Annotated in this window: 24 protein-coding genes; 14 read left to right on the top strand and 10 right to left on the bottom strand. The window is 57.5% G+C overall.

Annotation, left to right across the window (positions count from 1 at the left end; all coding sequences use genetic code 11):
- Positions 1-5: 5 nt before the first annotated feature.
- From tssH to HBN61_RS09800, 10 genes are all read left to right on the top strand, one after another.
- Positions 6-2,651 carry a type VI secretion system ATPase TssH gene (gene tssH / locus HBN61_RS09845; protein WP_170046654.1) on the top strand — a complete coding sequence of 882 codons (2,646 nt, stop codon included), beginning with the start codon at positions 6-8 and terminating at the stop codon, positions 2,649-2,651.
- A gap of 10 nt (positions 2,652-2,661) precedes the next feature.
- Positions 2,662-4,176: a sigma-54 interaction domain-containing protein gene (locus tag HBN61_RS09840; RefSeq protein ID WP_170046653.1), complete on the top strand. Its 1,515-nt coding sequence runs from the start codon at positions 2,662-2,664 to the stop codon at positions 4,174-4,176.
- Between the two features lie 91 nt (positions 4,177-4,267).
- Positions 4,268-4,408: a type VI secretion protein gene (locus HBN61_RS09835; protein WP_170046652.1), complete on the top strand. Its 141-nt coding sequence runs from the start codon at positions 4,268-4,270 to the stop codon at positions 4,406-4,408.
- Between the two features lie 17 nt (positions 4,409-4,425).
- A complete protein-coding gene (gene tagH / locus HBN61_RS09830; protein ID WP_170046651.1) occupies positions 4,426-5,622 on the top strand; it encodes a type VI secretion system-associated FHA domain protein TagH in 1,197 nt (398 codons plus the stop codon).
- A 5-nt stretch (positions 5,623-5,627) separates the two neighbouring features.
- Complete coding sequence (gene tssJ / locus HBN61_RS09825; protein WP_170046650.1) at positions 5,628-6,128, top strand: type VI secretion system lipoprotein TssJ; 501 nt, start codon at positions 5,628-5,630, stop codon at positions 6,126-6,128.
- A 2-nt stretch (positions 6,129-6,130) separates the two neighbouring features.
- On the top strand, positions 6,131-7,462 hold the full coding sequence (gene tssK, locus HBN61_RS09820; RefSeq protein WP_170046649.1) for a type VI secretion system baseplate subunit TssK: 1,332 nt from the start codon (positions 6,131-6,133) through the stop codon (positions 7,460-7,462).
- Positions 7,463-7,467: 5 nt separating this feature from the next.
- A complete protein-coding gene (icmH, locus tag HBN61_RS09815; RefSeq protein WP_170046648.1) occupies positions 7,468-8,343 on the top strand; it encodes a type IVB secretion system protein IcmH/DotU in 876 nt (291 codons plus the stop codon).
- A gap of 13 nt (positions 8,344-8,356) precedes the next feature.
- Positions 8,357-11,884 (top strand): type VI secretion system membrane subunit TssM, encoded by a 3,528-nt coding sequence (gene tssM / locus HBN61_RS09810; RefSeq protein ID WP_170046647.1) that lies wholly within the window; start codon positions 8,357-8,359, stop codon positions 11,882-11,884.
- Positions 11,884-12,612, top strand: a complete 729-nt coding sequence (locus tag HBN61_RS09805; RefSeq protein ID WP_170046646.1) for a PP2C family protein-serine/threonine phosphatase — start codon at positions 11,884-11,886, stop codon at positions 12,610-12,612. Before tssM ends, HBN61_RS09805 begins: the two co-directional genes overlap by 1 nt.
- Positions 12,609-13,625 carry a serine/threonine-protein kinase gene (locus tag HBN61_RS09800; RefSeq protein WP_170046645.1) on the top strand — a complete coding sequence of 339 codons (1,017 nt, stop codon included), beginning with the start codon at positions 12,609-12,611 and terminating at the stop codon, positions 13,623-13,625. Before HBN61_RS09805 ends, HBN61_RS09800 begins: the two co-directional genes overlap by 4 nt.
- On the opposite strand, the gene HBN61_RS09795 is transcribed toward HBN61_RS09800, so the two are convergent.
- From HBN61_RS09795 to HBN61_RS09785, 3 genes are read right to left on the bottom strand one after another with little or no spacing between them, the layout of a single operon-like run.
- Complete coding sequence (locus HBN61_RS09795; protein ID WP_170046644.1) at positions 13,607-14,338, bottom strand: hypothetical protein; 732 nt, start codon at positions 14,336-14,338, stop codon at positions 13,607-13,609. The two genes, HBN61_RS09800 and HBN61_RS09795, sit on opposite strands and share 19 nt — an antisense overlap.
- On the bottom strand, positions 14,331-14,828 hold the full coding sequence (locus HBN61_RS09790) for a GNAT family N-acetyltransferase (RefSeq protein WP_170046643.1): 498 nt from the start codon (positions 14,826-14,828) through the stop codon (positions 14,331-14,333). Before HBN61_RS09790 ends, HBN61_RS09795 begins: the two co-directional genes overlap by 8 nt.
- Complete coding sequence (locus HBN61_RS09785) at positions 14,800-15,720, bottom strand: helix-turn-helix domain-containing protein (protein WP_170046642.1); 921 nt, start codon at positions 15,718-15,720, stop codon at positions 14,800-14,802. The genes HBN61_RS09790 and HBN61_RS09785 overlap by 29 nt, the downstream gene beginning before the upstream one ends.
- Before the next feature lie 119 nt (positions 15,721-15,839).
- On the opposite strand from HBN61_RS09785, the gene HBN61_RS09780 reads away from it, so the two are divergent.
- Both HBN61_RS09780 and souR read left to right on the top strand, forming a co-directional pair.
- Positions 15,840-16,166 (top strand): DUF2834 domain-containing protein, encoded by a 327-nt coding sequence (locus tag HBN61_RS09780; protein WP_170046641.1) that lies wholly within the window; start codon positions 15,840-15,842, stop codon positions 16,164-16,166.
- A 109-nt stretch (positions 16,167-16,275) separates the two neighbouring features.
- Complete coding sequence (souR, locus tag HBN61_RS09775) at positions 16,276-17,250, top strand: transcriptional regulator SouR (RefSeq protein ID WP_524539070.1); 975 nt, start codon at positions 16,276-16,278, stop codon at positions 17,248-17,250.
- 41 nt (positions 17,251-17,291) lie between these two features.
- Here the strand turns inward: souR and HBN61_RS09770 are convergent, their stop codons facing one another.
- The 7 genes from HBN61_RS09770 to HBN61_RS09740 all read right to left on the bottom strand — a co-directional run bounded on the left by HBN61_RS09770 (position 17,292) and on the right by HBN61_RS09740 (position 23,549).
- Positions 17,292-17,903: a helix-turn-helix transcriptional regulator gene (locus tag HBN61_RS09770; RefSeq protein ID WP_094994423.1), complete on the bottom strand. Its 612-nt coding sequence runs from the start codon at positions 17,901-17,903 to the stop codon at positions 17,292-17,294.
- 106 nt (positions 17,904-18,009) lie between these two features.
- A complete protein-coding gene (locus tag HBN61_RS09765; RefSeq protein WP_170046639.1) occupies positions 18,010-18,786 on the bottom strand; it encodes an amino acid ABC transporter ATP-binding protein in 777 nt (258 codons plus the stop codon).
- 59 nt (positions 18,787-18,845) lie between these two features.
- Complete coding sequence (locus HBN61_RS09760; RefSeq protein ID WP_170046638.1) at positions 18,846-19,556, bottom strand: ABC transporter permease; 711 nt, start codon at positions 19,554-19,556, stop codon at positions 18,846-18,848.
- Positions 19,553-20,272, bottom strand: coding sequence for an ABC transporter permease (locus HBN61_RS09755; RefSeq protein WP_169962814.1), 720 nt, complete (start codon positions 20,270-20,272; stop codon positions 19,553-19,555). The genes HBN61_RS09760 and HBN61_RS09755 overlap by 4 nt, the downstream gene beginning before the upstream one ends.
- A 122-nt stretch (positions 20,273-20,394) precedes the next feature.
- A complete protein-coding gene (locus HBN61_RS09750) occupies positions 20,395-21,102 on the bottom strand; it encodes a transporter substrate-binding domain-containing protein (RefSeq protein WP_262498749.1) in 708 nt (235 codons plus the stop codon).
- Positions 21,103-21,220: 118 nt separating this feature from the next.
- On the bottom strand, positions 21,221-22,207 hold the full coding sequence (locus HBN61_RS09745; protein ID WP_094994419.1) for a Rossmann-fold NAD(P)-binding domain-containing protein: 987 nt from the start codon (positions 22,205-22,207) through the stop codon (positions 21,221-21,223).
- Between the two features lie 427 nt (positions 22,208-22,634).
- Positions 22,635-23,549: a LysR family transcriptional regulator gene (locus tag HBN61_RS09740; RefSeq protein ID WP_094994418.1), complete on the bottom strand. Its 915-nt coding sequence runs from the start codon at positions 23,547-23,549 to the stop codon at positions 22,635-22,637.
- Positions 23,550-23,818: 269 nt separating this feature from the next.
- On the opposite strand from HBN61_RS09740, the gene HBN61_RS09735 reads away from it, so the two are divergent.
- Entirely contained in the window at positions 23,819-24,832 is a 1,014-nt protein-coding gene (locus HBN61_RS09735; RefSeq protein WP_170046636.1) for a zinc-dependent alcohol dehydrogenase family protein, read from the top strand.
- A gap of 420 nt (positions 24,833-25,252) precedes the next feature.
- Positions 25,253-26,692, top strand: coding sequence for a hypothetical protein (locus tag HBN61_RS09730; protein WP_170046635.1), 1,440 nt, complete (start codon positions 25,253-25,255; stop codon positions 26,690-26,692).
- The last annotated feature ends 23 nt before the right edge of the window (positions 26,693-26,715 follow it).

Below are 26,715 nucleotides of genomic sequence, written 5' to 3'. Positions count from 1 at the left end.
GTCACATGATCAATGTAGACCTGCAACAACTGATTCAGGCGCTGGACGCCGATACCCGTCGGGATCTTGAAGGTTCGGCTGAGCGATGCGTGGCCCGTGGCGGCAACAAAGTTTTGGTTGAGGACCTGCTACTGGGCCTGCTCGAACGACCTCAAGGCCTGCTGGTGCGCGCGTTGCAAGACGCCGGTGTGGACGCTGGCGAGCTGAGCTCAGCGCTGCAATCAAGGGTTGAACACAGCGCGTCTCGCAACCCGGTATTTGCGCCGGAACTGGTGCAATGGTTACAAGACGCGCTGCTGGTGGCCAACCTTGAGCTGGGTCAAAGCCAGGTCGAGCAAGCTGCATTGATTTTGGCGTTATTGCGTAATCCGATGCGCTATGCAGGCAGCCACTATTTGCCTTTACTCAGCAAACTGGACATCGAACGTCTGAAGGGTTTTGCACTCTCGCTCCAGGCGCAGCCGAACTCCGGTAAACCCTCTGTATCTGGCGAATCGTTGCTTGAGCGCTTCACGCACAACCTGACCCAGCAGGCCCGCGACGGCAAACTTGATCCTGTGTTGTGCCGCGATGACGCGATTCGTCAGATGATCGACATTCTGGCCCGCCGTCGAAAAAATAACCCGATTGTGGTGGGCGAGGCGGGCGTGGGTAAAACCGCAATTGTTGAAGGGTTGGCCTCGCGTATTGCGGCCGGTGAAGTGCCGCAGGTGCTCAAAGATGTCGAACTATTGGCTCTGGACATGGGACTGCTGCAAGCAGGTGCCAGCGTCAAGGGGGAGTTCGAACGGCGTCTCAAAGGCGTGATTGACGAAGTCAAAGCGTCGCCCAAACCAATCATCATATTTATTGACGAGGCGCACACCCTGATCGGCGCCGGGGGCAATGCGGGTGGTTCAGATGCCGCCAACCTGCTCAAGCCCGCACTGGCGCGTGGTGAATTGCGCACAATCGCCGCCACCACCTGGTCAGAGTACAAAAAGTACTTTGAGAAGGATCCCGCGCTGGCACGACGTTTCCAGCCTGTGCAGTTACACGAGCCAACCGTCAGTGAAGCAGTGACGATTCTGCGTGGTCTGGCGCAGGTGTATGAAAAAAGCCACGGTATTTACCTACGTGATGACGCGGTAGTGGCAGCGGCAGAACTGTCGGCTCGGTATCTGGCCGGGCGCCAGCTTCCGGACAAAGCCGTGGATGTATTGGACACAGCGTGTGCGCGGGTGCGCATCAGTCTGGCCGCTGCCCCGCAGGGTCTGGAGCAGTTGCGAGGCGAGCTGGCTGAAGGTGAGAGGCAACGCCAGGCGTTGCGTCGTGATGCTGAATCGGGACTCGCAATCGATCTAGATGCGCTGGCGTTGCTCGACAGTCGTCTGGCAGCAGCCGAAAACGAACGCGCAGCACTTGAAACATTGTGGGCTGAGCAAAAGGTCTTGGCAGAGACGTTGTTGTTGCAACGCAAGCAGTTGGCAGCGGCGCGGATGACAGCTGTTGCCGCGCCGGGCACGCCCCCCGAAGAAGACGCTGCGAGTCTGAATATGGAGGCGCAGGGAGGTGCAGTGCCGAGCATCGAGACGCTGGAAGCTGCCCTGAGTGACACTCAGCGCGCCCTGAGCGAGGCGCAACTGAAAGATCGCCTGGTGAGTTTTGAGGTGTGCCCGCGCCTGGTAGCAGAAGTCATCAGTGCCTGGACTGGCATACCTTTGGAGCAATTGGCGCGGGAGCACAACGCAAAGGTCGCAAGTTTTGCCACCGATTTGCGCACCCGGATCCGTGGTCAGGAACAGGCTGTGCATGCCCTTGATCGCTCTATGCGCGCCACTGCTGCCGGCCTGAACAAACCGGACGCCCCGGTGGGTGTATTTTTGCTGGTGGGACCCAGCGGGGTGGGCAAGACCGAAACAGCCCTGGCACTAGCGGACCTGCTGTACGGGGGTGAGCGTTTCATCACCACGATTAACATGTCCGAATTTCAGGAGAAACACACGGTCTCGCGGTTGATCGGCGCGCCACCAGGCTATGTGGGGTATGGCGAGGGGGGCATGCTCACCGAAGCGGTGCGTCAAAAACCATACTCCGTGGTGCTGCTCGATGAAGTCGAAAAAGCTGATCCCGATGTGCTGAACCTGTTCTATCAAATCTTCGATAAAGGCGTAGCCAATGACGGTGAAGGACGCGAAATCGATTTTCGCAACACCCTGATCCTGATGACTTCCAATCTGGGCAGCGAACCTATTTCGCAGCTCTGCGAAAACGGTGAACGTCCATCGGCGCAGGTGCTGGAACAAACTATTCGCCCCGTCCTAAGCAAACATTTCAAGCCTGCGTTGCTAGCCCGTATGCGCGTCGTACCTTACTACCCGGTGGGCGGTCCTGTACTGCGTGAACTGATAGAAATCAAGCTGGCCCGGTTGGGTGAGCGCCTGGCACGTCGTCAATTGGTATTCAGTTTCTGTCAGCCCTTGGTGGACCAGTTGGCCGAGCGATGCACACAAAGTGACAGTGGCGCACGCCTGATTGATCACTTACTTGACCAGCATGTGCTGCCGTTGGTGGCTGACCGTTTGCTGGATGCCATGGCGCAGGGGGTGAGCCTCAAGCGCGTGCATGCCACGCTTGACGCCAATGCCTGCGTGACCTGCGAGTTCGCTTGAGGTGGGCGTGATGTTTACCCACGTCGACCAGCCGCTGGCGTATGCAGAAACCTTGCTCGCTCAATTCACACATTTGGCCCGTGCACCGGACGACGATTCTTTGATGGGCGATTTCGTGCAGGGTGTGGCCGGGCTCAGTGGTTGTGAGCTGGCTCAATTGTATGTGCTGGACGCCACACACACGTATTTGGGACTGAGCGCGCAATACTTGAATGGACGTGCACAAGCCCGGGAAGGGCAAAGCATTCCGGCCGACTACAACGGCGACGAGTTACTGCAATTTGCGTTGTGCCAAAACCGCGTGGTGTGCCTCAGTGATCTGAATACCCGCCTGCATGAAATGAGCTTTTTGCCACCGGGCGTGGTGTGGAACTCACTGTTGTGCATACCGCTGTTGAATCAAAAGCAGACCGTGGAAGGGTTGTTAGTGTGCGCCACTCAACGGAAAGCGGACCTGGACAGTTATGCTGGATCGTTGGCGCAGCTCGGCTCGTTCGTGCTCGGGCAACTGCATTTACAGCGAGCTTTACGTCGCTCGACAGGTGAGCTGCGCACACCCTTGGTAAGCGAGCCAAGGGTCAGCGGTTATGGGTTGATCGGTGAAAGCCAAGTCATGCGTGAGACCTATTCGTTGATCAGCAAAGTGTTGCACAGCCCGTACACCGTGATGTTGCTGGGAGAAACCGGCAGCGGTAAAGAAGTGGTGGCGCGGGCCATTCACGATTATGGCCCGCGTCGCTCGCAGGCGTTTATTGTGCAGAACTGCGCGGCTTTTCCGGAAAATCTGCTGGAGAGCGAATTGTTCGGTTACCGCAAAGGCGCCTTTACCGGTGCCGATTGCGATCGTCCCGGCCTGTTCGACGCCGCCAATGGTGGCACTTTGTTACTGGACGAAATCGGCGACATGCCGCTTTCGTTGCAAGCCAAGTTGCTTCGGGTGTTGCAGGAAGGCGAGATCCGTCCTTTGGGCAGCAGCGACACCCACACTATAGATGTGCGGATCATTGCGGCCACTCACCGCGACCTCACCGTGCTGGTCAGTGAAGGCAAGTTCCGTGAGGACTTGTATTACCGACTGGCGCAATTCCCGATTGAATTGCCGCCCCTGCGTCAGCGTGAGGGCGACATCCTCTTGCTGGCCCGGCATTTTGCCGATAAGGCTTGCGCGTTCCTGCAACGCGAGGTCCTGCAGTGGTCGCAGGCGGCGCTGGACCATCTGATCGGCTATGCCTTCCCCGGTAACGTGCGCGAGCTCAAAGGGTTGGTCGAGCGTGCGGTGCTGTTATGCGAAGGCGAGGAATTATTGCCCGAGCATTTCACCCGTCGTCACGATCTGGCGCTCGAAGGCAGCAGCTTGAGCCTGCGTGAACGGCTGGAGCAAGTGGAGCGTAGCTGGGTGCGTGAATGCCTGCGCAAAAACGATGGCAACCAGACGCTGGCCGCACGCGAACTGGGATTGCCGCGCCGCACGTTGCTGTACCGCATGGAGCGCCTGAATGTTCAGGTGGGCGAGCGTGATGGCTAACGACTATCGATTGAAAACCTCACGCGTGCTTGCGAGTGGCCTCCGTGCCTGTGCAGGCCCTTGAATTTTGCTTATGTATGGAGACCCCCTGATGCCTGTTCGTCACTGGCAAGCCGTGCTGTTGGCCCTCGTCGTTGTATGCGGCCTGGGCGGTTGTAACAGCAATTACAAATTTAACGACAACGCCTATCGCCCCTTGGGTGATCCGCAGGCGGTCAATCGCGGCAAGTGACCGCAAGGAGCAAGATCATGGAACTGGTTTTCGAAATGCTGAACACCAAGCAGTTCGTGCCTGCGCAGTTGTGCCAGAAGACTTTCACCTGCGCTGGCGGCGTTATCGGCCGGGCAGCGGACTGTGACTGGGTGATCCCGGACGAAAAACGTCATCTGTCCAATCACCATGCGCTGATTACTTGCCGCGACGGTGTGTTTTACCTGACAGACACCAGTACTAACGGGATGCAGGACCGTGACACTGGCGCACGCCTGCCCAAAGGCGAGCCCATGCGCATTGAAAGCGGTTCAGGCTATGTACTGGGGGACTTTGAGATTCGAGCGCGGTTGATCCGTGACCCGCAAAGCCTGGACATGGAATTCGGACTGCCACAACCGGCGGGCAGCGTCATTCCGGACAATGCCTTCTTTGATCTAGATCCTCTCAATGCACTTGGCCAGTTCGATCACGATGATTCCCATCTCCATGAACTGCTCAACCCGAAAACGGCCGAGGAGCCAGCCCGTCAAAGGGCCGATTACGCGCAGATCGATCAAGAACGACTGATCGTGCCGCAACTGGTCAAGGCACCTGAGCCTATTGAGCCGGTCGCTCCTGCGCCGGTTATAGAGCAGCAAAGGGAAGGCTTTTGGGAGCATTTTGGGGCGGCACTGGGGGTTGATCTCAAGGGCATGGATCACGAGGCCCGCGAAACACTCGCGCTGAATGCCGCGCGCTTGCTCAAGCAAAGCGTCAGCGGATTGCAGCAGAGCCTGCGCACCCGCAGCGAGTTAAAAAACGAATTGCGCCTGACGCAAACCACTGGACAGGCCGTACAAAAAAACCCGTTGAAAGTGGCCGTCGACGCTGGCGAAGCCCTTTCGATCCTGCTCCAGCCGGGTCGTGTCGGGCAGCTCTCGGCCGAACAGGCTGTCGCCCGTGCCTTTCGGGATGTGCAAGCGCATCAGGTGGCGTTGCTGAGCGCCAGCCGCGCAGCACTGCGCGGCACCCTGGAGCACTTTTCGCCAGAGCGCATGACCCTGCGTTTCGAGCGGGATCATAAACCGTTGCTGGCCACTTCGGGCAGCCGCTGGAGAGCCTTCACACGTTATCACCAGGCTTTGCAGCAAGACGACGACTGGAGCGAACGCCTGCTGGCACGCGATTTCGCGCAAGCCTACGCAGAACAGGCACGCCTGATTGGCTCCCTACACCACGACTACCAAGGATGAAGCGTATGTCTTGCTGCCCGACCCGTGTATTTAAAACGCTGTTTGCGTGCGCCGCGTGGCTACTGATGACAGGGTGCTCGACCCTGTCGCCGTATTCGACCCTGACCAAGGTCAATCTCAAGCTGCAAGCCAGTGACCAATTGAACCCGGACCTCAATGGTCGACCGTCGCCAGTGGTGGTGAGCCTGTTTGAGCTCAAGCACCCGGTGGCGTTCGAGAACGCAGACTTTTTCAGCCTCTATGAACACCCCAAAGAGGCGCTGAGTCCGGACATGGTGTCCAGCGAGCAACTAGAGCTGCGTCCCGGTGAAACCATAGCGCTTAAGCTTAGTGTGGAGGAGGGCAGTCGTTTCATCGGTATTCTCGCGGCTTATCGTGATCTGCCTGATACGCAGTGGCGCTACACCGTTCAGGTCGCGCCGCAGGAAATCACGGATGTCGCGTTGATTCTGGATAAAACCGGCATCCTTAATGCGCAAAAAATGCTCGCCAAGGCGGATGACTGATCATGAATACACACAAAGTCATTTGGCAGGAAGGCATGCTGCTGCGTCCGCAGCACTTTCAACATAACGATCGCTATTACGACCACCAGATGAAAACCCGTACCCAGTTGCTGGGCAGTTACATCTGGGGTTTTCTGAGCCTGGAAATCGATTTGCAGTTCCTCAGCATGGGTAAAGTTGTCGTGAGCCAGGCATCAGGAATCCTGCCTGACGGCAGCTTGTTCGAGTTGGGGGGCAACACCGATCCACTGGCCCTGGACGTGCCGCCCAATACCGGGAATATGCCAGTTTATTTGGCGTTACCGCTGGTCACGGGCAACCACATTGAATCGCGTCGGCCGGAGCAGTCCGACGTCTTGGCACGCTATACGGCGTATGAAACCGAAGTTACTGATTCCAACGCGGGCGATGATTCGGCCAGTCAAGTCAGTTGCGCGCGTCCGGATTTCCGCTTGTTGCTTGGGGAACAGCAGAGTGATCAGGCGTACGTCAAACTCCTGCTCTGCGATGTACTCGACACCACGCCTGATGGCGTTATCAGCCTCAATCCGGACTTCGTGCCGACATTCATACAGGCACATTCCTCCAGTTACCTGCTGTCGTGCCTCAAAGAGGTTATCAGCATGCTGGGGCACCGCGGCGACGCCATTGCCGAGCGCATTCGCTCCAATGGCAAGGTGGGTGGTGCCGAGGTCGGTGATTTCATGATGTTGCAATTGATTAACCGCACCGAACTGTTGCTGCGCCACTACCTTAGCCTCGAACAGGTTCACCCGGAGGAGTTGTACCGCACGCTACTGACCATGCTGGGTGAGTTGGCGACCTTCTCCAGCGACAGCAAACGTCCCAGGATGGAAAGCGGCTATCAGCACAGCGATCAGGGCGGGTGTTTTCGCAGGCTGATGGAGGCAATCCGCCAGGTGTTGTCGATGGTGCTTGAACAACATGCCATCGAGCTGATCCTGCAAGCACGCCAGTACGGGATTCTGGTGTCGCCGATGCACGATCACAAACTGTTGTCCACGGCCTCTTTTGTGTTGGCCGCCAGCGCCAATTGCGACAGCGAAGAGTTGCGTCATCGTTTGCCTGCGCACCTGAAGGTGGGCCCTGTGGAACAGATTCGCCAACTGGTGAACCTGCACTTGCCGGGTATCAAGGTCAAACCGTTACCGGTGGCGCCTCGCCAGATCGCATTCCACTCCAATAAAACCTATTTCATTCTCGAACTCAGCCCTGATGACGTGGCACAGCTGGAGCGCTCCGGAGGCTTCGCATTCCATGTTTCCGGTGAGTTCTCCGAGCTTGAACTGAAATTCTGGGCCATCAGGAACTGACCGTCATGATCAAGGATATGGAACACAGCCAGGACGAGAAAACCGTACTGCTTGACCGCAAGGGACAAGGCCCCGGCACGGGACCACTGACGGACTTTTCTTCGCCTCCGCGCTTTGAGCAACTGGAAGAGCGGATGATTTACGCTGCTCGCCAGCGGCCGACAGAGACCTTCAGTATCAGTCTCAACTCACTGGTGGCTGCGGCCTCAGACCTGTTAAGCGAAGTGGTACGGCTCAAGCACAGTAAAGTCAAAGAAAACCTTGTTGCCTTGAATCAGCGCCTGACGGAGGCGTTGAGGATGTTTGAAACTCGCGCCTCGCATTATGGCGCTGAAAGCAGTCAGGTGATGGCGGCCCGTTATGTGCTGTGTACGGTGGTGGATGAAGCTGTGGTTACCACAGAGTGGGGCAATGAAAGCGAATGGTCGAAGATTAGCCTGTTGAGCAGTTTTCACAGCGAAACCTTCGGGGGTGAAAAGGTGTTCAGCCTGCTTGAGCGACTGTCGAAAAACCCGGTCAAGCACTTGCCGATGCTGGAGTTGTTGTACCTCTGCCTGGCGTTGGGGTTTGAAGGTAAATACCGCGTGCAACCGCGTGGCATGTCAGAACTGGAAGATATCCGCGATGCGTTGTATCGGCAGATCCGCCAATTGCGCGGCGACGTCCCCCGGGAGCTGTCGCCGCAGTGGCAGGGCTTGAGTCAGCAGCGACGCAACCTGGTGCGCATCGTGCCAGCCTGGATGGTGGTGCTGTTTACCCTGGTGTGCCTGGCGGTGATGTATTCCGGTTTTGCCTGGGTGTTGGGTGAGCAACGCGAAACGGTTCTGCAACCTTATCAGCAGCTTGATCCAGCTCCGGCTCAGCCAAAGCCCCATCTGTAAACAAGGACGTGTGATGAAAAACTTTTTCAAAAATACCGGCGCTTTCTTGTGCAAGACCTGGGTCTGGACGCTGATGCTGCTGTTGTTCCTGGCGCTGTTGGTATGGTTTGCCGGACCGCTGTTGGCCGTTAACGACTACAAGTTTTGGGAAAGCCCGGTTTCGCGTTTGTTGACGATCAGCGTGCTCATCCTGATGTGGGGCCTGTTCATGGTCTATGTCAACTGGCGTGCGGGCGCGCTCAAGCAGGCGTTGCAGGACAGTAAGGACGGCCAGGAACGTTTGCGCCGGGAAGTGAAGATCGAGGATGAGCGCAAAGCGCTGAAAGAGCGCTTCAAGGACGCACTCCATACCCTCAAGACGTCCAGTGTCTACCGTGGGCGCAGCGAACGCTGGCGCAATGATTTGCCTTGGTACTTGCTGATCGGGCCTCAAGGCAGTGGCAAAACCAGTTTGCTGGATTTCTCGGGACTGGAGTTTCCGATCAACAAACTGGACCGCAAGCTGACTCGCGACACCCAGGGCACTGCGCTGTGTGACTGGTACTTTGCGGACCATGGTGTCTTGATCGACACTGCCGGGCGCTACCTGACCCAGCCGGATGCCGAGGTCGATGGCAACGGTTGGAACACCTTGCTTGACCTGTTGCGTCAGCGTCGTCGCAACCGGCCGCTGAATGGCGTTCTGGTCAATATTCCCGTGGAGGCCCTGATTGAGGGAACGCCTGATAGTCTGGACATGCTGGCGCGTCTGGTCCGCTCCCGGTTGCAGGATATTCATCAAAAGCTGCACGTGGATGTGCCGGTGTATCTGGTGCTCAGCAAGGCCGATCATTTACTTGGTTTCGACGAGTTCTTTGAACAATTGAGTCGTGAAGAAAGTGATCAGGTGCTAGGCACCACGCTGCGCAAAGACCAGAACGGAACGGACGCAACTGTGCTGCGCGCCGAGTTCGAAGAGCTGCTTCGTCGCCTTAACAGTCAAGTGATCATGCGCATGCATCAGGAACGGGATACCCAGCGGCGTGCGCGGATCCTCGACTTTCCGCACCAACTGGGGCAAATCGGTGCCAGCATGTGTGTATTTGTGGACATGGCCTTCACCGGCAATCGTTACCAGCGCGTCAGCCAATTGCGAGGGTTTTATTTGACCAGCGCGCCGCATGTGTCGGCTGTTCAGGACCTGGATGGCCAACAGGATGACGGGCTCGGTAGCCTCAATAGCAAGGGGTTGCCCAACCTGCACCGCGGCCGCTCCTGCTTTATTCATCACCTGTTCAGCCGGGTGATTTTCCCGGAAGCGGATCTGGCCGGGCTCGACAAGCGCGAGCGTCGCCGTATTCATTGGGGGCAGCGGGCGTTGTACGTGGGCGCCCTGGCTGCACTGGCGTTATTTGGCGTGCTCTGGGCTGGCGGTTTTTCGGCTAACTATGAGCGTTTGGAGCGCGTGCGAGCACTGGCTCAGGACTGGGTGCAACAACGCAAAGCCCTGACAGCCAACGATGACGCCCGGAGCATACTCAAACCGTTGGATACCCTGTATGCAGCCACCCAGGTTTTCCCGAAATCAGGCGACGTGTCGTATCTGGAGCGCGGCGGCCTGTATCAGGGCGAATCCACCAACCCTGTGGTGCTCACGGCGTATGACGAGGAACTGGAAAAGCAGCTGTTGCCGCACGTTGCCACGATGCTTGAAGGGCAGATCCGAACCAACCTGAAAAACCGGGAGCGTCTGCTCAACAGCCTGCGTGCTTACCTGATGCTGAACATGAATGAGCGTCGGGATACCGATTGGCTAAAAGAGTGGGTAGCTGCCGACTGGTCAGTACGTTATGCAGGTAACACCGACGTGCAAAACGGCCTGAACACCCACTTTGAGCGTTTGCTCAAGCAACCGTTCGGGTACACGCTCGATGATCAATTGGTGGCGCAGGCGCGTCAGGTGCTGCGCAGCGAATCCTTGGCCAACGTGGTGTATCGGATGTTGCGCGAACAAGCGCGCAGCTTGCCCGAGTACCGTCTGAGCCAACATTTGGGGCCGCAGGGCAATCTGTTTCTCGGCACGGATTATGTTATTCCGGGTTTCTACACCCTAAGCGGCTATCAGCAGTATTTTTCGGTGCAAAGCACCACGCTGGTGACTGACATCCTGCAAGACAACTGGGTGCTGGGCGAAGGTCCTGGCATGAGCGGGATGGACTTGCGTCGTTTGATGGTGGAACTCGAGCAGCTGTATTTCCGTGACTACGCCAACTATTGGGGAGAGGCGGTCGGTCGGGTGGCCTTGCAACCCGTCAATGATGCCGCTGAAGGCGCCGAACTGCTGGCCGGCTTGACCTCAGCCAATTCGCCAGTATTGCAACTGCTGGTAGAGGTGCGGGATAACACCCGCTTCCCGTCCATCGCCGAGCGTATAGAAGAGGCGGGCGAAGCCACAGAGGCGCTGGCCCAAAAAACCGGTAAGGCAGGTAAAGCGCTACAGGCGGTCGCCGGTAAGGCATCCCTGACTGTGGGGGCCAAATTGCCCGACACCGCCAAGAAGTCACTGCAGCGCCGGTTTGAACCCCTGCACCGTTTGCTGGATGACAATAACGGCCCTGCGGCTGATTTGACGCCAGCCCTTCAGGCGCTCAACGATGTGCAGTTGCAACTGACCAGTCTGGCCCGGGCCAGTGCGCCCCAGCAAGCCGCCTACGAGATGACCAAAGTGCGCATGGGTGGTCAGCGCGACGCGTTGAGCAGCTTGCGCAATGCCTCCGCACGCTTGCCGCGTCCGGTAGGAACGTGGTTGAACGTGTTGGCTGAAGACACGTGGCGGTTATTGCTCGACGATACCTACCAGTACCTTAACCAGCGTTATCAACGCGAGTTGTACAGCTATTACGGCAAAGCCATCAGCAAGCGCTATCCGTTCTATGCCCACAGCAGTAGCGATGTAGCTCTCAGCGAATTCCGTGACTTCTTCAAAGCCCAGGGGATAGCGGACAAGTTTTTTGACACGTACATGCGCCCCTTCGTCAGTGGCGACCCCGGCAACTATCGTCTGCGCAGCGTGGATGGTCACAGTTTGCCGATTTCTAAGGCGTATCTGGATCAAATGGGCTCAGCACAGGTGATTCGCCAAAGCTTCTTCACCGAGAATCCGGCCGAGCCACAAGTGCAATTCAAGCTGGAGCCCTACACACTGGACGCCGCTGTCAGCCGCTCGGCGTTCACCTTTGGTGACAAGGTGATTGAATATCGCCACGGTCCGATTGTGCCGGTCGCTTTCAAATGGCCAACCGATGCAGCCGATGGCAGGACCAGCCTGGTGCTGGAAAAAATGGTCGGGCGCCCGGTGGGCATCGAAAAAAATACCGGCCCGTGGTCGCTGTTCCGTCTGTTTGACTTGATGCAAACCGAGTCGTTGAGCGGGCGCGACGTGCTGGTGCTCAAAGCCGATCTGGGCGGGCTGCGGGCCAACTACCTGTTAACCAGTGCACGCTCGCCTAACCCTTTTGATATGAGTGTGATCCGTACCTTCCGTATGCCGGTGCAGCTCTGATGGCCTCGACGGGCAAATGGCATAGCGCAGCGCGCACCGATCCCGGCAAGGTTCGGGCGCGCAACGAAGATGCCTTTCTGGAGTGCCCGCAACAGGGCTTATGGGTAGTGGCGGACGGCATGGGCGGTCATCAGGGCGGCGATATCGCCAGTCAGTTGATCGTTGCCAGTCTGGCGGATTTGCCGGTGGAAGTGGATTTCGACGCCCGCCTGAAAAGCGTGCGTCAGTGCCTGCACTGGCTCAACCGCCGACTGGGCCAAGAGCTGACCGTTACCGCCGGGCGTCCCGACAGCATCATGGGCAGTACGGTGGTGGCGGTATTGATGGAAGGCAATCGCGCGGCGTGTGTGTGGGCGGGTGACAGTCGGTGCTACTTATGGCGAGGCCAACGTTTGTACCAGCTGTCGAAGGACCATTCCCTGCAGCAACAATTGATCGACGAGCAGCAGATGACTGCTGAGCAAGCCAAGGCACATCCGTCTGCCCATGCACTGACCCGTGCAGTGGGCGCCAGTGAACAGTTGACGCTGGATGTGCTGGAGCTGGAAACAATTGCGGGTGATGCCTTTCTGCTGTGCAGCGACGGTTTGTATCAAAGTTTGAGCATCGATGCCCTCGGCCATGCCCTGAGTCTGCCCGCGGCGCATTTGGCGCTGGAGCGTTTGTTTGCAGGGGCCCTGCGCGGCGCGGCGCGGGACAACCTGACCGCCGTGGTGATCCGCCAATGAGCGAGCCCGACGCCTCAATCGATGATCTGCTGGACGAGAGTGAACAGGCCCACAACCTGACGTACTTTGCCTTCGCCAAGGATGCGGTGCGCCAACCCGCAGCGGCGCTTACCCGTGCCAGTGTCGGGCAACTACCGCAAGTGCTTGCAGGACGCTATCAGCTCGAAGGTTTGCTGGGCGCTGGCGGCATGGGGGGCGTGTACCGGGCGCGTGATCTTCTGCATGAGCAGTACGGCGAACCTTCGCCGTATCTGGCAATCAAACTACTTGGCGAAGACGTTGCCGCAGCACCGGATGCCAGCGCACTGCTGTATAGCGAATTTGCGCTGACGCAGCATGTACGCCATGACAACGTACTGCGGCTGTACACATTTGAAGTCGACAAGGAGAGTCAGCTGGCGTTTATCAGCATGGAGCTGATGCGCGGGCTGACGCTCGACAAGTTGTTGTGCGAACGCCCCGCAGGGGTGTCCTGGGCCGAACTGCGCGATATCGCTTTGCCGCTGCTGGATGCATTGGCTTGCGCCCATGGTCGCGGGGTGCTGCACGGGGACATCAAGCCTAGCAATGTCATGCTTAGCGAAGAGGGTGTGCGTCTGTTCGATTTTGGGCTTGGACAGGCCGAAGAGGGTGTGCTCAACGGTTTGCCTCAATTGAGCCGGGGGCGTTTCAACGCCTGGACGCCGGGGTATGCAGCCCCTGAGCTGCTGGACGGTCAGCCGCTGACGAGGCGGGCTGATCTGTTTGCCGTGGCCTGCGTGTTGTATGAGCTGGCAGAAGGCAAACACCCGTTTCAGCGCGTACCTGCAAACAAGGCGCGAGAACAGCACTTGCACCACTCATTGCGTGCGCCGCGGCGTTTGCCTTGGCATTGTTGGCCCGCATTGCGGGCAGCGCTCACGCTCGACCCGGCCAAGCGAAGTATTACGGCCCAGCAGTTGCGGGACGCATGGCGGTATCGCGGGGTAGGCGTAAGGCATTGGCTGGCGTCCGTTCAATTACGCCGGTGCTGAGTATCTTCGGCTGCATCGTCGTCGGCAGTATCCGGGGCTGAAGCAATGTGCATAGCGTGCTCCAGCTCAATCCGTGCACGTTTCAGGTAACGGCGGATACGGTTATCGCGGGTTTGGGTGACGCGCAAACCGTCGAGCCCCAATGAGAGCACGAAGGTTAGCCCCAGAGCGGTGGCAATGTACTCCAGCGCCTGGGTTGTCCAGCCGGGTGTTTTTTGCAGATAGGCGCTCAACAGGCTTACCAGAATCGACACCATGATCACCGTTGTAAAGTGCTGATTAATCAGGAACGGCTTGGGCGGCTGGCTGAGGGTTTCAGAATAGTCGCTGAGCGCTTGCAGGGCCTGCGGACTATGGCCCATGACCTTTATCCTTTGCAGAAACAGCGCATACGCCAGGTAATCACAGCGCTCTGACATGCGCTGCCGGGCAATGGCGTACTGCTCGTACTCTTGAGGGTAGAGCCGCCCCAGCAGTCGGTCCAGTGACCTGAAATACACCATCATGCAACACGCAGTGCCCGTGACGCAGACAACAGGCCATAGCGGGTTGTTAAACAGGAACAGGGTGCCGGACAAAGCGATGAGCAACCCGAACGCGCCCAATGCCGGCCACACCGCGGGCAAGCGCCCCTGCAGCCTGAGACGTGCATAGTTGAAGATGCGATTGCTCTGTATATAGGCCTCTTCGATCTGTACCCACTGTTTATGCATGCTGCGCGTCCGTGTCGCTCCAGACCATGGTTTGAACGTGAATATGCGGATGACTGGCCAAGGGTTCCCATTCGTTTATGAAGACAAAACCGTGCTTGTGGTAGAGCTGCGCGGCCTGTGTGTTCTGTGGTGACACGTCGAGATACACGTCCGCATAGCGAGCATCACGCGCGTGATTGAGCACGGTTTCTACCAACCGTGAGGCGATGCCCGTCCCTCGTGCACCTGGCTCTACCCACATCGCAATCAAATTGAAACGTCCGCTTTGACTGCTGCCGGCGCCAATCAGTCCGACGGGGCGGCGGTCATCCAGCGCTAGCCAGAACAGCGGGCTGCTATCAGAGGAGGCCAAGGCTTGCCAGCGCTCATCGCTGTTTTCCAGCGCCGCGTGATAGCTCACCCCAAAGGCTGTCGGTGCGTCCAGCAATGCCGCCAGGCGAACCTGTTTGAGTAACGGCCAGTCACAGGCTTGTGTCATTCGAATGTTCATCATCTTCCTTATGGTCAGCGTAATCCCGTGCTTCCCGTGCAGGGTGAGTATCGAAGGGGTGGCCCAAGAAAGCAGTTGCGGCGCTGAATGCGCTGCCAGCCGCTGCATACGCTTCAGACATGACGCTCCACGTGCGGGGATCGGCGGGTATCAGGTGTTCGATCCGCAATGACGTCACGGTGATATCAAGTGGCATGCCAAAGGTCGTAAACGTGGACAGGAAATTCAATTGGCCTTTTCTGGATTTCACCCGCGTCATCATCAGGGGCGGCGGTTCGCTACTCAACTGTTGCGCAGCGACCGGTGTGGGCAATTGTTCGAGCAACCGAGCCAACGCCGGGTTGCCCATGGCTTCACGCGCCGCCCGCTGCCAGGCGACATACCGGATTTCTTCGGCGTTTACCAGGCAGTCGCCCAACCCGCAGGGTTGCAGGAGCGTGGTGAGCAGGTTCAGCCCTTGTGCCGCATCCTGACTCAAACCTGCCAGGTCGAACAGCACGAAGGTACTGGCGTTGGCGGCCAGAACGTCCCATTGGCTGCCCAGTACAATGGCCGGTGCAGGGTTGTTGGCGTGTAACACATGGCTGATAGCCTCACGAATCGCATCCATTGAAGGCGACGCCAATGGCGTCGCGTCATAGCGAGGTGCATAACCTGCAGCTAAAAATAGGGCGTTGCATTCTTCCAGAGGGGTCTGCAAGGCCATCAATACATTGTGCAATGTGGCGGGGCCGGGTCTGGCGCGTCCTGTCTCAATACAGCTCAGGTGCCGCTGGGAAATCCCGGTAATGAGGGCCAGCGCCATTTGACTCAACCGCGCGCGTTTACGTAGCTGGCGCAGCTGTGTGCCCGCATGTCCGGAGGTTGATCGAGGATAGGGATGAGGGTTCATGCATGAACTCTGGCAGGGCAACGGGTGGCGTCCATGACCTCAGAGGTCATTGCCTGAGGGCTGACGTTATCACTAATGTAACTGCTGAAGACACCCTCATCTGCTCAAGGATTGACGACATGAAAAAGCCTTATTGCGCCTTGTTTGTACTGCTGATGTTTACGCTGTACACGGCATTCACCCTCTGGCATTCAGAACAATCCCTGCTGGAATTTGGCCTGCAACTGATGTCCAGCCCTGACACCGCACAAGTGGTGATTGACTTGTACCTGATGGCGGGTCTGGCCTGTATCTGGATGTACCGGGATGCACGTGCCCATGGTCAGTCAATTGCCTGCCTATGGCCCTATTTTTTGCTGACGGCGCTGTTCGTTTCGGCAGGGCCTTTGTTGTACATGGTGATCAACGGCTTTACCCGTTCAGCACGTATAGCCACAGCGGCTTGAAGGGTGGGGAGGGGGAATCCCATGGTATCGAAGCGCACAGTGGGTTATATAAGCCAGCTCACCCCAAGATCGAGCTTTCTTGATGCAAAGACGTCAGTTCAGCGGCGGCATGAAAAGGACACACCTGCACGACGCTGCGGGCTCCACAAATGCCCCGGTCCGTGCAGGCTTTTTGTTGTTGGAGCACTTCTCGCTGCCCGCATTTACCCAGGCCCTGGACGCGCTGGTGACAGCTAACCTGCTGCGCGCCGGGCTGTTTTCTTCACGCACTTTCGGCGTGTGCGACGCAGAGGTGCTGAGTGATCTGGGGTTGGTGATCCGCCCGGATGCGGTGTTTGAGAAGGGCAGCCTTGACGATCTGGACCTACTGATTGTGTGCGGGGGGTACAGAACCGAGCTAAAGGCGGATGAACAACTGGTTCAATTACTGCGTGCCGCAGGCCAGACCGGCATGACCTTGGCAGGGCTGTGGAACGGGGCATGGTTTCTTGGCAGTGCCGGTTTGCTGCAAGGCTATCGCTGCGCCATTCATCCCGAGCATCGACCCGCGTTGGCGGAGATGGCCCGATCGGCACAGGTCACCAGTGAGCCCTTCGTGATTGACCGAAACCGACTGACCGCCTCAAGCCCCGCAGGTGCTTTTCAGATGGCGCTGGAGTGGATCAAAGGGCTGCACGACAAGGCGTTGGTGGAGGGCATTGAGGACATTCTGGCGTTTGAGGCGTCGCGCTATCGCCGAATCAAACCGGCAGAGAACATCTGCGTCAGCGCCCCCTTGCGTGAAGTGATCAGGTTGATGGACGCTAACCTGGAAGAACCGCTGGCGCTGGAACAATTGGCGGTCTACGCGGCAAGGTCGCGGCGCCAGTTGGAACGCCTGTTCAAGGAACAATTGGGCACCACCCCGCAGCGTTACTACCTGGAGTTGCGCCTCACAGAGGCGCGCCGTTTGTTGCAACACACGGCGCTGTCACAGGTGGACGTGCTGGTGGCCTGCGGTTTTGTGTCACCCAGTCATTTCAGCAAATGCTATAGCGCCTTTTTTGGTTACAGACCTTCCAAAGAAGTACGTTTGGTAAGGTGACGTGTGCAGGCCGTATTGAGCGACGGTAGTGGCACAGCGGCCTATTCTTTAGGCGTGGCTTTCAAATAGTTGTAAACCGTCGCTCGAGAGATACCGAAATACTCCCCGAAATAATCGATGAAATTACGAATATCCAGCAGCCCGGCGGTGCGGGCTTGCGCCAGGGCTAACATGATTTCGGCACGCCCGAAATCGCTTTGCCGCACGTTGTGCTTAACAGATATCGCCTGGACGATAGCATTGAGCTGTTCACGCCAGTCGGTCCTGAACAAGGGCGCTGGACGTGTCTGGGGCTGCACGCCCACCACGTAGCCGCTCAGCAGCTTTTGCACGTGGGTTAACACTGTCACATCGAAGTTCAGGCACAGCAATGCTGCAACCTGGCCGTCTGGCCCACGTGCAGCAATCGAGATTGAGCGCAGGGAGCGGTTGTTCAGTCCCGCTTTTTCATACGGGCCGATGACGTCCAGCCCCTTGTTCAATTCGGGTAAGTCACTGATCAATGAGGCGTCACCGACCTTGCGCTTGGAAAAGCCGTTAGCAATGTGCGCGATCTGTCCGCTGCGAAGATCGTGGACCACAGCTTCCAAGTCTGGGAAAAGCAGGGCGGCAATGCCGTCTGCTGTTGCGTTCATGAAGGCGATATCGACCATAAGGGGCAGACAGTTCGTGAAAGTTGAGAAGGGGATTGTACGCAATCGACCTGTAATTGACAGGAGACCCGCAGGGTTGAATCGAGCACGCTTGTCATCAATGCGTTCAACGGTGGATTTGTGCCAGAAACGCTTGAGCCCGGTCACTTTCAGGGGCAGTAAAAAAACGCTCGGGGGGTAAGTCTTCGACAATGCGCCCCGCGTCGAGAAACAGAACCCGGTCAGCCACTTGACGGGCGAAGCCCATTTCGTGCGTGACGCAAAGCAGTGTCATGCCTGTATCAGCCAGCTTGACGATAACGTCCAGTACTTCATTGACCATTTCCGGGTCGAGCGCTGAGGTGGGTTCGTCGAATAGCATGATTTTTGGCGCCATGCACAGCGCCCGGGCAATCGCCACCCGCTGTTGCTGACCGCCCGAGAGCTGGCTGGGGTATTTGTTTGCCTGGTTCTCAACCCCGACTTTGTCCAAGAAGTACCTCGCCTGTTCTGCAGCCTTCTGACGTGACAGGCCGCGTACCGAGACCGGGGCGAGGGTGCAGTTTTGCAGAACAGTCATGTGGGGAAAGAGGTTGAAGCTCTGAAACACCATGCCAACTTTCCGCAGCGCCAGGCGTCTGGCCGGTGAGGGTTTCGTCAGGTCGACACCCAATGTATGGATGATGCCCTCTTGGGCAACCTCCAAGTGACTGATACAGCGGATCAAGGTCGACTTGCCTGAGCCGGACGGTCCGCACAGCACGATACGCTCCCCTTGCTGTACCGTCAGGTCGATACCGTGCAGCACTTGAAAAGGGCCATACCATTTATTCAGCCCGCTTATGTGGACTACGGTCTCTCGTGCGGTCAACGCTGAAGTGGACTGATCGTGTGACGCTGTCATGACGGGCTGCATGGCATATTCCCTCGATAAATGTGCGCAGGTTTGGAGTGGTGTGCGGGTCATCCGGCATGCTTGCTCAGTGACTGTTCAAGCCATTTGAGCGCACGCCTGACGCCTTCTACGATCAACAGGTACAGCAGCGCCGCCCACAGATAGACCTGAAAATCGAAACTGCGGGAGAACGCCACTTTGGCCACCCCCATGACGTCATATATCGTAACCAGCGAAGCGAGGGCGCTGGCTTTGATCATCAGAATCAGTTCGTTGCCTAATGGCCTGACAGCCACCAGCAACGCCTGCGGCATGATGATGTTGAAGAAGGTGACGCGACGGGGCAGGCTGAGAACTTGCGCGGCTTCGCGTTGACCCTGCGCAACGGCCATTAACGCACCGCGCAGGATTTCGGCCTGATAGGCAGCCGTGTTCAAGGTAAATGCGAGCAGGGTGCAATACCAGGCATCGCGGAATAACCACCAAAGCCCTATCGACTCCCAGAACTGTTTGAAGGAGCCGAGGCCGTAATACAGCAAGAACAGTTGAGCGAGCAGCGGCGATCCCCGAAAAAAATACACATACACGCTGCTGAAACCGCGCAGTAAGCGACGGTCAGATAACCGGCTGAGGGCAATCACCAGCCCTAGCAGCATGCCGAGGCTGAAAGAAATCGCCACCAGTTTGCCGGTGACCAACAACCCGTCGACAAAGCGCGGACCATAGCGCTCCAGGAGCTGCGGGTTAAAAAACAGGTCGAGCCAGTCACCGGCACTCATGGCTGTGCACCCCGTTGGTGACGGTTGAAATACTGTTCGAGAACGTGGAACAGGCGGCCGGACAGTGCCGAGAAAAACAGGTAGCCAAAGCAGGCTACGGTGTAAAACAGCATGGGCTCTTTGGTGACACTCACGGCCAGACTGGTCTGACGCATCAGGTCGACCAAAGAAATAGTCGACACCAGCGAGGTCTCTTTAAGCAACGCCAGCCAATTGTTTGACAAGCCCGGTAAGGCCACACGCGCCAGTTGTGGGAGCAGCACGTTGCGAAACATCGCGCTGGTGCTCAAACCCAGCACCTTCGCCGCTTCGAACTGGCCTTTGGGTATGGCCTTGAAGGCGCTTAGCCAGACTTCACTCGAAAACGCCGCAAACACCAGGCTGAAGGCAATCATCGCCGCGACGAATGCATTGATTCTCACGTCGGCCGGGTAGCCCAGCGTGGCAAGGAGCTTCTGTGCTCCGATCTGGCAGCCGTAGTAGATGATCAGTAACGTCAACAGCTCCGGCAAGCCGCGAAAGACCGTGGAAAATGCCGTGGCACTCAGACGCAGCCAGCGTCGCCGGGACCGAGCGGCAAACGCAACGCCCAGGCCCAGCGGCAAGCCCAGCGGCACACAGCTCAACGCCAGTGCGAGTGTTACCAGGGCGCCCATCAACAAGGCTGCGCCCCAACCGCCGCTGGCAAAGGATAACAAGGTCAACTGCTCAGGCATGCCCGAACCCTCTTGCGCGATCTATGAGGGGCATGACGTCGTCGCGCCAAATGGCTGCGCGAGGCGAGGTCACGATGGGGAGCAGGTGCGCCGGGGACCCCTTGGCGCACGCTCCCTGAGGGTCAATAAATGTCGAAGTCGAAGTAACGACTGACGATTTTTTTGTAAGTGCCGTCAGCGATTATTTCAGCCAGCGCATTGTTCAATCGTTCACGCAAGGCGTTGTCTTCCAGGCGCACGACGATAGCGGCATCGGCGTTAGTGCCCTTTACGTCACCCAGAAACTTGCAACACTCTTTTCCTTTCCCCGGCGCTTTGAGCCAGGCCAGCAACGGGTATTTATCAGCGATGACAGCATCCAGGCGCCCGGCGGCCAGATCGCTGACAGCCTCATCCTGAGAGGGGTAGAGCTTCACAGTGGCGCCGGCAGCGGCGTAATGCTCTTCGGCGTAGATCGATTGTGTCGAAAACGATTGGGTGCCCACCGTTAACCCCTTGAAATCGGTCTGGGCATCGCGGGTGGTTGAGTCTTTGGGCACGGCAAGGGACAAGGGTGTGCGGTAATAGCGATCAGTGAAGGCCACCTTCTTTTTGCGCTCTTCAGTGACATTCATCGACGCCACAATGGCGTCGAATTTTTTTGCCAGCAAGGCCGGAATCATGCCTTCCCAATCTTGGGTGACAAATGTACACGTGACCTGCATCCGCTCGCACAGGGCGTTAGCAATGTCGATATCGAGCCCGTGCAACGTATTGTCCGGGTCAATGTAATTGAACGGCGGGTAAGCCCCTTCGCTGGCGATGCGCAGTGTTTCTGCCTGAGCCGTCATGGTGATGGCGAACAACAGGCAAGAGGTGAAAACGGCTGTAACGCGGACCAGGGTGTTCATGTGAGTACCTTCTTTATTGTTTTTGTTGAATCAGGCGCTTTTTACTCAGGGTGCAGGATCAGGGCGGGGTGGTGCGCGCACCGGTAGCGGGTGAATGTTGTGCCCTCTCTACCGCCAGGGTAGCGATGGCAATGTCTTGGGCTGCAAGCCCGGTAAGGTCTGCAACGGTTATGTCGTTATCACTGAGGCGGCCTGGGCGCGTGCCCGCAAGCACATGCCCCAGCGCAACATCCGCGCCTTCTGTAATCAGCCCAGCACGCAAGGCATACGCCAACTCGCCGCGTTCGGCACATTGCTGATGATCGTCGGTCATGATGACTCTGGCTTGAGCCAGAATGTGCGGGTCCAGTTCCTGTTTACCCAGGCTGTCAGCCCCCAGCGCGACAATGTGGGTCCCGGGTTTTACGGCGCTGACAGGGACGATCGCCCGGTTTGAGGGCGTGCAGGTAATCACCACATTGCAGCGTTCAAACACGTCCTCTACCGCCGATACTGCATGGGCATTCAAGGCATTAAGCCGTAAGGTTTCGGCCAAGCGGTCAGCTTTTTCCGCAGCCCGGCCCCAGATGACCACCCGCTGTGTCCCGAGGTGGTGTGCAGCCCAGAGCGCTTGCAGTTCGGCCTGATGCCCGCTGCCGAGGATACCCAGGGCTGTAATGCGCGACGGAGCACCCGCTTGTGCGGCCAGGGCTCCGGCAGCGGCGGTACGCCAACTGGTCAACCAGCCTTCATCGTTGAGAATGGCGATTAAAGTGCCAGTCAGCGAGCTGAAAACCAGCATCAGCCCGTTGTTAGTGTCCAGTCCACGGGACGGATTCTCGTAAAAGCCCATGGCCACCTTGACCACAAAAGCGGGAGCACCGCGAAAATATCCGAACCGGATGTGGCAATCGCCCGGCGGGTCCTGAAACAGCAGTTCACCCGATTTCGCGCTGATCACCTTGTCGCGCGCATGCTCAACACAGGCGTTGCGCACCACTCGCAGTATGTCGTGGCGCGTCAAGGCTGCGCGCAGACTGTTCAAGTCATAAAGCAGCGGGCTCATAGGCCACTGCCCCTGTGGCAAAAAAGGCTGCGAGCCCGGTGATGCCGCGCCCTTGAGCCTGTTTGTGGCAGCCTGCGTTTCACGACGACCATAGTGTTGGACCTGATACGGGGTGAAAGTCTGCTGTACGGCCTATAAGTGGCAATACAGGTTGTGTGGTGCTGTGCTGAGGTTAAATGGTTTTAGACTGATTTTCTAACATAAATACATTGTCTATTTGTTGCGGGCGTGCGGACGCGCTCTGATCAAGGCCCAGATCTTTGGCGTACGTGCCTCTACGCCGAACGCTGCGCGGCCACAGGCGAAGCGCGTCATTGGACGTGAGTCAAGGGAGTCGTGTTTGGTTCGCTTGCGCAGTGTGAAGCGTGCTCGGGCCGTGCGGCCAAATCCCGAATCGATCTGACCTGGCCCTCAGCATTGCGTGATGTCAGAGGCTGTCCGGATCCCCGAAGAACATCTGGATCCGTGACCGCAGCCAGCGCTCTCCGGGATCGTTGTCTTGAGCGCCACGCCAGGCCATGTGCAGTTCAAAGGTCTGGGTATCCAGCGGCGGGTCTTCAGCCCGAATACCGCCGGCGGCTGTCAAGGCTTCGGCGGTGTAATCGGGCACGGTGGCGATGATATCGGTACCGGCAAGCAAGGTGCTCAGGCCGTTGAACTGCGGAACGGCCAGCACCACGTGGCGCTTGCGGCCGAGTTTTTCCAGCTCGGTATCGATAAAGCCGCTCAAGTCACCGGCAAATGACACCAGTGCGTGGGGGCGGGCGCAGAAGTCATCCAGCGACAGTGCGCCGGGTACGCTATCGGCGCGCAGCAGTTTGGGTTTGCTGCGGCGCAGCACTTTACGTTTGGCATTGGCCGGCAGGTCGTTGGTGTAGCTGACGCCGACTGAAATTTCACCGGATGCCAACAACGGCGGCATCAGGATGTAGTTCACCCGCCGCACCACCAGCACAATGCCAGGCGCCTCGGCACGCAGGCGTTTGAGCAGCATGGGGAGGAGGGCAAATTCCACGTCGTCCGACAACCCGATGCGAAAGACCGAGGTGCTGGTGGCCGGGTCGAATTCCGAAGCGCGGCTGACCGCAGTGGAAATAGAGTCCAGCGCCGGGGACAGCAGTGCAAAAATCTCAATCGCCCGCGCGGTAGGCTCCATGCTGCGGCCGGTCCGCACGAACAACGGATCATCGAACAAGTTGCGCAGGCGCGATAACGCCGCACTGATCGCCGGTTGGCCGAGGAACAATTTCTCTGCGGCACGGGTCACACTGCGTTCATGCATCAAGGTTTCAAAGACGATCAGCAGGTTAAGATCGACGCGACGCAAGTCGTTACGGTTCATCTCGCTGGCTTCACAGGCGGTTCTTCAGGGACTTAGGTGACGGATCTTACGGGCATACATGCCAAATCGTCACTGCCTAGATTTGCTTTCTGATTGCCTGATCGGATTAACTTTGCGCCTTACGCAGCTTTTTCACGGCCTCTTTGGCACAAGCACTGCGGTCGCGGATCAATGTCAGGCATGTCGACTATTAATGCTGTCTGTTAGTCTTGCGCCCAAAGCCCCGATAAAGTCCCGGGGTATTAGCGATTAATTTGGCGAGGTTTGCGATGTCGCGCACGATCCGTTTTCACAAGTTTGGCTCGGCCGAGGTGCTCAAGTGCGAAGAGCACGAGGTCGCTGCGCCCGCGCCCGGAGAAGTGCAGGTGCGCGTCGAAGCCATTGGTATCAGTTGGTATGACGTGCTCTGGCGGCAAAATCTGGCGCCGTCCCAGGCTCGCCTGCCTGCCGGTATTGGTCAGGAGATGGCGGGGGTTGTGACCGCTGTCGGTGAGGGCGTGAGTGACTTGAAACCGGGGGACAAGGTCGCCAGTTTTCCTGCACACAGCGCCAATGACTACCCGAGCTATGGCGAACGTGTCCTGATGCCACGCTGCGCATTAACCCGCTATCCAGAGGTGCTGAGTCCGGTTGAGGCCAGCGTCCATTACACACCGTTGTTGATCGCCTATTTCGCCTACGTGGATCTGGCGCGGGTCAAGCCGGGCCAAACCGTGTTGATCACCGACGCCAGCCATTGCGCAGGCCCATCGTTCGTACAGATGGGCAAAGCGTTGGGCGCCACGGTCATTGCAGCCACTAAAGAAGCGGCCGAACGCGACTACTTAAGCGAACTTGGCGCCGACAAAGTGATCGTTACCGAAGAACAGGACTTGCTGATGCAGATCAACAAGATCACTGACGGTCGAGGCGTAGACACCGTGTTCGACGGTTTGGGTGGCCCGCAAATGTCTGTGTTGGGGGATGTGCTTGCGCCCCGTGGCAGCCTGGTGCTTTACGGCCTGCAAGGGGGTAATCAAACGCCATTTCCGGCTTGCGCGGCGTTTCAGAAGAACATTCAGTTCTTTGTGCACTGCATCGGTAATTTCACCGGCAAGCCGGAATTGGGCATCGCCCAGGACCAGGAAGCCATGGCGCGCGCATTGCGAGCCATCAATGAATGGACGGCCGACAGGATCCTGCGCCCGCTGGTGGTTAAAGTCTTTCCTTTCGATCAATTTGTGCAGGCGCATCGTTATATGGATGAGTGCCCTTGCCGAGGACGAGTCGCCCTGGAAGTTTGAACCTGTGCGCCACAGTTCTAGCCTCAGCCAATAAAACGCCACGACGCCTCAACGGGTCGTGGCGTTGTTGTATGTATTAATTGAGCAAGTTGAAAAGTCTTGATTGAATGTTTAAAAGTAGTCGCCGTGTTTAAAGGGGGTGTTGTAACTTTTACGGCCTGTTTAAATTTTAACTATGACCGGTCGGTCTAATTATTTATATGCGCAAATAGCTTTTCTTTTGGGTATAAATACTGATAGCTTACTGATGGCCACTCATATGGAAATTGATTGGCGTCGGGCGCATCTGGATGAATGCTAGCTGCGTAGTCGAATTCTTACATTTAAGTAATACCGGTCTTTTTTTATAAGAGGCAGGGTATGCCTGGCCGCTTTGAGTGAGCCTGCAATTACTAACCAGACGTTGCGGAGGGTTAACCCATGAGTACCTTTCATGAGCAGGCCATGAGCTTTGTATATCAACAAGTTCTGCATCGCCTGACAGGCTTCTTCAGTCGACATGAGCGCATTGCGCTGCAATTGTTGATTCAGCGGTTATTGGTGGCAGCCGGAGGGATCGAGCGCATAGGTCAGTTCCGGGTGATGGTGGTGCATGAGGGGGGTAAGGAAAGCGCTTACACCCTGGCGTTTCTCCGCGCCGCGCAGTTGAGTATTGCAGCACGGGCGCCCGTTACGTTTATGTTGCGTCTGGCCGTACTACGCCAGCCCAGACTCACCGCATCCGTCATGGCCAGGTTCCATAACCAGTGCAATGAGTTGTTCTTGTATGACGATGATCGGGTTGAATTGCTTCAGGTCGATGAGACGGGCGCCCATCCCGTCACACGTCATACCCCGTTCAGTGAATGTCCGCCAGAAGCCGGGAAACTCGATGTCTTGATGTGGGGGCATGTATCGGAGGGGGATGCACGGGCGACGTTTTTGTACAGCGACCTGTTGTCACGGGCCCCGCTGTTTCAGACAGCTTATAGGTGGGGTGGCGCGGTCAATGCGCTGATCGACAGACGCCCACCGCCGCACTTGGGGGAATACGCCCACTGGATGTTAAAGGTGGCTGAACAGCTGGGGCACTGTGAGGCCAGTTCCACCGACGATGTGCTGCCGGCTGCGCTGGATATGTGTTTAAAACTTGAGAAGGCGTCTCGCTCGATACTGCACCCGCAATCCATACCCGCAGAAACACCCGCGCTGTCGGCGGGCAGCGAGTGGGTTGTTATTAACGTATTTGATTGTCTCTCCTGCGAAGTGGAAGTCCTGAACTCCGAAGCGCTTAACTTTACCGAGGGCCACATTAATGCCGCGGGTGTCAATATTGAAGAGCCTCAGGCCGCAGTGATATTAGTTGAAGCGCATGTGCAAGGGTTGCGTCATGTTTATACCGAGGCCGGTGATTATTGCAGTGGGGTCAGTTCATACTTACATGCGCTGGTCCGGGAGAATGAATGTAATTCTCGATACAAGGGGCAACTTGTGAGTGTCATTGCCGGTGCATTTAATACACCAAAGCGAATTCAGAAGTTACGCCAGCAGATGGCCGACTATTTAAATGATCTCTATAACGTGAAGGACGAGCAGATCAGTTGCTTTATTCAATCGCCTTTTGTTGAACAAGGCGGGCAACTCGCAGCGTTTGTGCAACGCAACTACCCTGACAAATTACCGTGGGTGCCCGATCTGCACGACGCCTTGCAGGCTCACCCCCAAGCATGTGCGCGTCAGGCAGCCTGGCTCGAAACCGTGAGCGGGCTGCCGTTGAAGTCCCTGCAAGCGCTTTACACCCTGCGCAAGATCGACCTGGCTGAAGGCACCACCCTGATTGACCTTATGGGGTCCCATGACCCGGCCAGACGGGCGCGCTGAACCATTCATCCATTAGCCATTGC

Source organism: Pseudomonas sp. WS 5071, from assembly GCF_012985765.1.
Classification (GTDB): domain Bacteria; phylum Pseudomonadota; class Gammaproteobacteria; order Pseudomonadales; family Pseudomonadaceae; genus Aquipseudomonas; species Aquipseudomonas lundensis_A.
Note: the sequence above shows the minus strand (reverse complement) of the source record. Positions and strands in the feature narration are given on the sequence as shown.